This window comes from Rhodoferax sp., from assembly GCF_014859475.1.
Taxonomy (GTDB): Bacteria; Pseudomonadota; Gammaproteobacteria; order Burkholderiales; family Burkholderiaceae_C; genus Rhodoferax.
Map to the genome: position 1 here is coordinate 1 of NZ_JACUUE010000132.1, position 7,059 is coordinate 7,059.

Annotated in this window: 8 protein-coding genes and 1 pseudogene; 5 read left to right on the plus strand and 4 right to left on the minus strand. The window is 63.6% G+C overall.

Going from position 1 to position 7,059, the window contains the following annotated elements; all coding sequences use genetic code 11:
• A pseudogene (locus IBX54_RS10830) lies at positions 1-125 on the minus strand (peptidylprolyl isomerase); the annotation flags it as partial.
• 71 nt (positions 126-196) lie between these two features.
• Here IBX54_RS10830 and radC point away from each other — a divergent pair.
• The 4 genes from radC (at position 197) to IBX54_RS10850 (ending at position 3,334) form a co-directional block, all read left to right on the plus strand.
• The gene (gene radC / locus IBX54_RS10835; protein WP_296542668.1) at positions 197-898 is read left to right on the plus strand and encodes a DNA repair protein RadC; all 702 of its coding nucleotides are present in this window, start codon (positions 197-199) and stop codon (positions 896-898) included.
• A complete protein-coding gene (locus IBX54_RS10840) occupies positions 895-1,554 on the plus strand; it encodes a Smr/MutS family protein (protein ID WP_296542669.1) in 660 nt (219 codons plus the stop codon). Before radC ends, IBX54_RS10840 begins: the two co-directional genes overlap by 4 nt.
• Positions 1,555-1,685: 131 nt before the next feature.
• Positions 1,686-3,041 (plus strand): D-alanyl-D-alanine carboxypeptidase/D-alanyl-D-alanine-endopeptidase, encoded by a 1,356-nt coding sequence (dacB, locus tag IBX54_RS10845; RefSeq protein ID WP_367141833.1) that lies wholly within the window; start codon positions 1,686-1,688, stop codon positions 3,039-3,041.
• A gap of 38 nt (positions 3,042-3,079) precedes the next feature.
• Complete coding sequence (locus IBX54_RS10850) at positions 3,080-3,334, plus strand: SemiSWEET transporter (RefSeq protein WP_296542671.1); 255 nt, start codon at positions 3,080-3,082, stop codon at positions 3,332-3,334.
• A 15-nt stretch (positions 3,335-3,349) separates the two neighbouring features.
• Here IBX54_RS10850 and IBX54_RS10855 read toward each other — a convergent pair whose 3' ends face one another.
• The 3 genes from IBX54_RS10855 to purE are packed head-to-tail and all read right to left on the minus strand — an operon-like array spanning position 3,350 to position 6,249.
• Complete coding sequence (locus tag IBX54_RS10855; RefSeq protein WP_296542672.1) at positions 3,350-4,453, minus strand: L-threonylcarbamoyladenylate synthase; 1,104 nt, start codon at positions 4,451-4,453, stop codon at positions 3,350-3,352.
• A 54-nt stretch (positions 4,454-4,507) separates the two neighbouring features.
• A complete protein-coding gene (locus tag IBX54_RS10860) occupies positions 4,508-5,758 on the minus strand; it encodes a 5-(carboxyamino)imidazole ribonucleotide synthase (RefSeq protein WP_296542673.1) in 1,251 nt (416 codons plus the stop codon).
• Entirely contained in the window at positions 5,755-6,249 is a 495-nt protein-coding gene (purE, locus tag IBX54_RS10865) for a 5-(carboxyamino)imidazole ribonucleotide mutase (RefSeq protein WP_296542674.1), read from the minus strand. The genes IBX54_RS10860 and purE overlap by 4 nt, the downstream gene beginning before the upstream one ends.
• 37 nt (positions 6,250-6,286) lie before the next feature.
• Here purE and trxA point away from each other — a divergent pair.
• Positions 6,287-7,059, plus strand: a 773-nt coding sequence (trxA, locus tag IBX54_RS10870) for a thioredoxin (RefSeq protein ID WP_296542675.1), incomplete at its 3' end; no start/stop codon positions are given.

The following is a 7,059-nucleotide window of genomic DNA, read 5'->3' on the forward strand; positions in this document are numbered from 1 at the left end:
GTGCCCAGGGTCAGCGTGGCGGGTGCAGCGGCAAAGGTGTTGACCACGTCACCGGCCGGGCCGCTCAGGCGGTAGTGCAGGGTCAAAAAGGAACCGGGCTGGATCGTGGCGGGGGTGCTTGTCATGAAGTTCCTGTGTGTCAAGGGTGCGGTAATGGCGACTGGCATAAACTGGGTGACATTGTAAAAGCCACACCATGCCCCTTAAAGACCTGCCCCCCGATGCCCGCCCGCGCGAAAAAATGCTCGCGCGCGGCCCCGGCGCCCTCAGCGACGTGGAGCTGCTGGCGCTGCTGCTGCGCACCGGCATCAAGGGCAAAGGCGTGTTTCAACTGGCGCGCGAGCTGCTCGACATCAAGCCCGGCGCAGATGGCCAAAACGGCTTTGACGGCATTGCCGGCCTGCTCAGCGCCACCGCAGATGACCTCAAACCGGTCAAGGGCCTGGGGCCGGCCAAACGCTCCGAGCTGCTGGCGGTGCTGGAGTTGGCCCGCCGCGCCCTGACGCAGCGGCTGCAGGAGCGCACCGTGTTTGCCACCCCTGACGCGGTCAAGCAGTTTTTGCAACTCAAACTGGCAGCGCGCCAGCAGGAAGTGTTTGCCGTGCTGTTTCTTGATGTGCAAAACCGGCTGGTGTCGTATGACGAAATGTTTCAAGGCACCTTGACCCAGACCAGTGTCTATCCACGCGAAGTGGTGCTGCGTGCCCTCAGGCACCAGGCCAGCGCCGTGGTGCTGTCGCACAACCACCCGAGCGGCTCGGTGCAGCCGTCACGGGCCGACGAAATGCTCACGCAGACCCTCAAAACCACACTGGCGCTGATCGACGTGCGCGTACTCGACCATGTCATTGTGGCGCCGGGCGAGGCGCTGAGCATGGCTGAGCGGGGCTTGCTGTGAAGCCGGTCAAGGTCAGCACGCTGGGCGACCTGAAAGTGGTCAAGCGCGCCATTGCCGAGCAAGCACGCCAGCACGTTCTGCAAGCCAGCCAGGAGGTCAAGGCGGTCAAGCAGGCCACCAGCGACAAGGACTTGTTTACCCGGGCCGCGGGTGCGGTCAAGCCGCTGCCCGACAAGCGCCGGCTGCACCACGCGCCCAAGCCAAAAATGCCGCAGGCCATGCAGTACCAGCGCGATGAAAAAAGGGTTTTGAAAGAAGCCATCAGCGACGAGTTCGATGTCTCGACGCTGCTCGAGTGCGACGAGCACCTGAGCTTTCGCCGCCCCGGCATCGGCACGGATGTGACGCGCAAGCTGCGCCGTGGCGACTGGCGCATTCAGCGCCAGATCGACCTGCACGGCCTGCGCCGCGATGACGCCCGCGAAGCCCTGAGCATCTTCATTCGTGAGGCGCACAAGCATGGCATTCGGTGTGTGCGCGTGGTGCACGGCAAAGGCCTGGGCTCGCCCGGCAAAGCGCCTGTGCTGAAGAGCCGGGTGCACAGCTGGCTGGTGCAAAAGAACGAGGTGCTGGCCTTTGTGCAGGCCAAACCGGCCGATGGCGGCGCCGGCGCGCTGGTGGTGCTGCTGATGGCGACGCGGGCGGCAACTGCCTGAACAAAACCCTGCGCGGTCACGATCTCATGAAAAAGCCAATGCCATTGAAGCCGCTGATTGCGTTCACTTTAATCTGCCTGACGAGCAGTATTTGGCCCCTTGACGCCTGGTCGCAGGCCCTGCCCAACACCGTGCTGACCGCATTGAAACGCGCCCAAGTGCCACCCGAGGCCATGGCCGTTCTGGTGCGCGATGCCGATGGCCGCAACGCACCGCGCCTGAGCCACCGCGCCGAGCAAGCCATGAACCCGGCATCGGTCATGAAACTGGTCACCACCACGGCGGCGCTGGACCTGCTCGGGCCTGCCTACACCTGGCGCACGCCGGTCTGGGTGGACGGCCCGGTGGTCAACGGCGTGCTGCAAGGCAATGTGATCATCCAGGGCCAGGGCGACCCCAAGCTGGTGCTGGAAAAACTCTGGCTACTGCTGCGCCGCCTGCAAGGCTTGGGCATTCACACCATTGCCGGAGACATCTTGCTCGATAACAGTGCGTTCGAGGTGCCCGCCACCGATCCGGCCGAATTTGACGGCGAGCCCTTGCGCCCCTACAACGTTGCGCCCGATGCCTTGCTGATCAATTTCAAGTCGGTGGTCATGACGTTTACCGCTGATCCGCAGGCCAACAGCGCCAGCGTGCAGTTTGACCCCCCGCTGTCGGGCGTGCAACTGCAAACCAGCGTGCCGCTGAGCCCGGCCAAAGCTGGCGGCAACGGCAGCTGTGGCAATTACCGCGCGGGTCTCAAGGCTGATTTTTCATCCCCGCTCAGCATCCGTTTCAATGGCGACTACCCCGCCAGCTGTGGCGAAAAAGTGTGGCCAGTCGCTTACACCGACCCCGCCAGTTACAACGCCCGCGCCATTCAAGGTTTGTGGCATGACATGGGCGGCAAACTCACCGGCAGCGTTCGCAACGGAGACGCACCGCAGCAGCCAGCCACCTTCGAGATCACCTCGCCCACGCTGGCCGAAGTGATTCGCGATGTCAACAAATTCAGCAACAACGTGATGGCGCAACAGATTTTTTTAACCCTTGGGCAACCCGCCAGCCCGGACAACGCGCGCCCGGCCAGCCCTGACTCCGCGCGCGCAGCCGTGCACCAATGGTGGCAGCGCCGCATCAGCGCCACCAAAGTGCCCACCATCGACAACGGCTCGGGCCTGTCGCGGCACAACCGCATCAGCGCGCAGCAGTTGGGGCAACTGCTGCAACTGGCCTACGCAGCGCCCTACATGCCCGAATTAATGTCGTCACTGCCCCTGGTGGGCGTGGACGGCACGCTCAAACGCAGCCAGGCCAGCAGCGCCAGCGCCCACCTGAAAACCGGCAGCCTCAAGCATGTGACTGCCCTGGCGGGCTATGTGCACGCCGCCAGCGGCAAGCGCTATGTGCTGGTGGCCATGGTCAATCACCCCAACGCGGCAGCGGTGCGCCCGGCGCTGGACGCCCTGATCGACTGGGCGGTAATGGACAATCAGGGCCAGTGATGCCACCTGGCACGCTACCCCCCAATTTTCAGAACACCATGACCTTGACAGACCTGATCGGCACGCTGGCTGCCGTGCTCACCACCGTCAGCTTTTTGCCGCAAGCGCTGCACACCTTTCGCACCAAAGATGTGCGCGGCATCTCGCTGGGCATGTACAGCATCTTCACCCTGGGCGTGGCCATGTGGCTGATCTACGGCCTGATGCTCGGCGCCTGGCCGGTGGTGATTGCCAACTGCGTCACGCTGGCACTGGCGAGTGGCATTTTGGTGATGAAGTTGCGGTATCGATAGCCCACTTGGCCAATGCTAAATGGCAGCCGCCCGCTGCAAGCGGTCCCGCACGCCTTCCCAAACCGGGTTGGCGGGTGGGGTTTCGATCCATATCTGTTTGACGCCTTGCGCGTCGAACTCACGCAGCACGGCAAACAATTGCTGAGCCGTGGTGGCAGCGTCATCGGGCATGCGTCGGCATAACACCTGGGCGTTGACGTTTTTAAGGGTGGCACGAGAATAGGTCGCCACTACATAGCCCCCCTTCGCCGCTGTGTCGCTGGGTCTAGCGCCCATCAGGTCCAGTGAAGTCTGCAAATCTTGGGCCGTCATCAGTCGCACCCGGGCTTTTGGCGCGTAATGCGATTCCAGCGTGCCGGAAGCCTTTGGAGCAGGCGCTTCCTGAGTAGGCACATCGTCGATCGATAGCACCTTCAGCCCGCAAACAGCTTGCACCTGATCCGGCGTGATGGCCCCTGGGCGCAGCAGCACCGGTTGGCCGCGGCTGCAGTCGATGATGGTGGACTCGATGCCCACACTGCAGGCGCCGCCGTCCAGAATCAGCAGGTCGGCACCAAACTCGCCTTGCACATGCGCGGCCGTGGTCGGGCTGACGCGGCCGAACTGGTTGGCGCTGGGCGCCGCCACGCCCCAGACGCACAAAGGCATGGATTGCCGCGCTTCGCTCGCAATGACGGTCAATTCATCAGAACCCGTCATTGCGAGGAGCGAAGCGACGCGGCAATCCATGAGCGCATTCAGCAGCGCTTGCGCCACGGGGTGCGCGGGGCAGCGCAAGCCGATGGTGGGGTTGCCACCGGCGGCGGCGTTGGCCACACCGGGGCGGCGTGGCAGGATCAGGGTCAGCGGGCCGGGCCAGAAGGCTTGCATGAGTTGCCTGGCAAATTCCGGCACTTCACTTGCGTAATGCGCCACGGCACCGGCATCGGCCACGTGGACGATCAGCGGGTGGTCGGCTGGGCGGCCTTTGGCTTTGAAGATTTGCGCCACAGCCGCATCGTCATCGGCATTGGCGGCCAGGCCATACACCGTCTCAGTCGGCAAGCCCAGCAAGCCGCCAGCCCTGATGCAACGGGCTGCGGCGGCGATGGATTCAGGGGTATGCGCAGGCAAGATCATGGCAGGGATGGCCGCGCTACGCTCGCCATGGCGGGATGCGGTTGGTGCAGCGGCTCAAAATGGCGCAATGCCCAGTATTTCGGCGGCCGCCAACGCGGTGGTGCGCGCCTGCTCCGGCGTGGCGGCAGTCACCGTCAAGTGCCCCATCTTGCGGCCCTTGCTGGCTTTGAGCTTGCCGTACAGGTGCAGGTGAACGCCCGGCAAGGCCAGCACCTGTTGCCAGCGTGGCGTGCCCCTGGCAGTCATGTGCGCCGGATCGCTTGCGGCATGCTCAGGCAAATTTTCTGGCCAGAGGTCACCCAGCAAATTGAGCATGACCGCAGCGCTGTGCTGCCTTGGCTGCACCAGCGGCAGGCCGGCCAGCGTGCGCACCTGCAAGTCGAACTGCGACAGGTCGCAGGCATCAAGCGTGTAGTGCCCGCTGTTGTGCGGGCGCGGTGCCATCTCGTTGACCACCAGGCCGCCGAGCCGGGCACGCTCGGGCGAGCCCTCTTGCAGCACAAAGAACTCCACGCACAGCACGCCGACGTAATTCAATTCCTCGGCAATATTTTTAGCCGCCTGCACCGCTTTTTCAGCCAACTGGGCCGGCAGATTACCGTCAAAAGCCTCAGTGACAGCCAGAATGCCTGCCCGGTGCAGATTGCGTTGCGGCGCGAAATTGACGCAGGTGCCGTCCCAGCCGCGCGCCACGATCACCGAACACTCTGCAACCAGCGGCAGCATTTGCTCCAGCACACAAGGCACATTTTTCAGCGCATCCCAAGCGGCGACCAGGTCAGCGCGACTGCTTACGCGCACCTGGCCTTTGCCGTCGTAACCCAGGCGGGCGGTTTTCAAAATACCGGGCAGCAAATCATCGGCCACCGCCGTCAGTTGCGCCGCCGACTCAATCACCGCATAGGGTGCCACCGGCACACCGCTGCGCGCCAGATGCGCCTTTTCCTTGATGCGGTCTTGCGCAATGGCCACGGCATCGGCGCTGGGTGCGGCGGGGCGCGCGGCACCCAGCGTGACCAAGGCAGCTGCGGGCACGTTCTCGAACTCGGTGGTCACCGCTGCGCAGCGCTGCAGCAGTTGCGTCAGGCCCTGCTCGTCGAGGTAGTCGGTTTTGATGTGGTAATGGCTCACCAGCCCGGCCGGGCTGATCACGTCGGGGTCGAGCACCACGGTGAAATAACCCATGGCCTGCGCGGCCTGCACAAACATGCGACCCAATTGGCCGCCGCCCATCACGCCCAGCGTGGTTTGCTGACCACTGCCGTTCAAGCCAGTCGCGCCAGGCAGCAAAACAGGGCTGCTCATAATTTGGGCGGCAGCGTCATGCCGCGTGCCATCTGGGTTTGCTCGGCACGAAAATCTTCCAGCTTGGCGCGCAACACGATGTCTGAGTTGGCCAGCATCGCCACCGCAAACAGCGCGGCGTTGGCCGCCCCGGCAGCGCCGATGGCAAAGGTGGCCACCGGAATGCCCTTGGGCATTTGCACGATGCTGTGCAGCGAATCGACACCGCTCAGGTGTTTGCTGGCCACTGGCACACCCAGCACCGGCACCGTGGTTTTGGCCGCCAGCATGCCGGGCAAGTGCGCGGCGCCACCGGCGCCGGCAATGATGGCCTTCAGGCCCCGGCCCACGGCCGTTTCGGCATAGGCAAACATGTCATCGGGCATGCGGTGCGCCGAAACCACCCGGGCCTCGTGAGCGATGCCAAACTGTTGGAGAATATGGACTGCGTGCTGCATGGTGTCCCAGTCGGAGCTGGAGCCCATGAGCACACCGATTTGTATAGAGTTCATGCCTGAATTCTACGTTTGACCCCTGCGAGTAAACACCATGATTGAAGTCACACTGCAAAATTTTGAAACCGAGGTCATTGCCGCCTCCATGACCCAGCCGGTGCTGATCGACTTCTGGGCGCCCTGGTGCGGCCCGTGCAAGTCGCTCGGGCCCATTCTGGAACAGCTCGAAGTGGACTATGCAGGCCGCTTCACGCTGGTCAAGATCGACTCGGACCAAGAGCAGCAACTGGCCCAGGCCTTTGGCATTCGCAGCATTCCCACCTGCATTTTGATGATGGGCGGCAAGCCGGCTGACGGCTTCATGGGTGCGCAAAGTGCCACCCAGGTGCGCGCCTTCCTCGACAAGCACCTGCCCAGCGAGGGCGAGCTGGTGGCCGAAGCCGAGGCCGATGCCGCGCAGGAGCTGCTGCAGGCGGGCGACACCCAAGCCGCGCTGGCCAAGCTGGCCGACGCGCTGGCCACCGACCCCGGCAACGACGACGCGCGTTATGACTACATCAGACTCTTGATTGAACTCGGCGGCCTGGAAGAAGCAGATGCCACGTTAGCCCCCAAACTGTCAGAGATTCCGCGCCAACTGCGCTTTGAAGCCTTGTCGCAATGGCTCAATGCGATTCAATCAGCCGCCACCGGCCCCCACGCCAGCTGGTCGCTTGCGCAATTCGACGAGCAGATTGCCCAAAACAAGCGCGACTTCGACACCCGCTTTGCCAAAGCCCGCCTGCTGATGGCGACAGGCGAATGGACGGCTGCCATGGACGAGCTGCTGGAAATCATCATGCGTGACAAAAAATGGGCCGATGAAGC

Bases quoted from the DNA above. Each gene is read 5' to 3' on its own strand.
- radC (WP_296542668.1), top strand. From the start codon at position 197: ATGCCCCTTAAAGACCTGCCCCCCGATGCCCGCCCGCGCGAAAAAATG.
- IBX54_RS10850 (WP_296542671.1), top strand. From the start codon at position 3,080: ATGACCTTGACAGACCTGATCGGCACGCTGGCTGCCGTGCTCACCACC.
- IBX54_RS10855 (WP_296542672.1), bottom strand. From the start codon at position 4,453: ATGATCTTGCCTGCGCATACCCCTGAATCCATCGCCGCCGCAGCCCGT.
- IBX54_RS10860 (WP_296542673.1), bottom strand. From the start codon at position 5,758: ATGAGCAGCCCTGTTTTGCTGCCTGGCGCGACTGGCTTGAACGGCAGT.
- purE (WP_296542674.1), bottom strand. From the start codon at position 6,249: ATGAACTCTATACAAATCGGTGTGCTCATGGGCTCCAGCTCCGACTGG.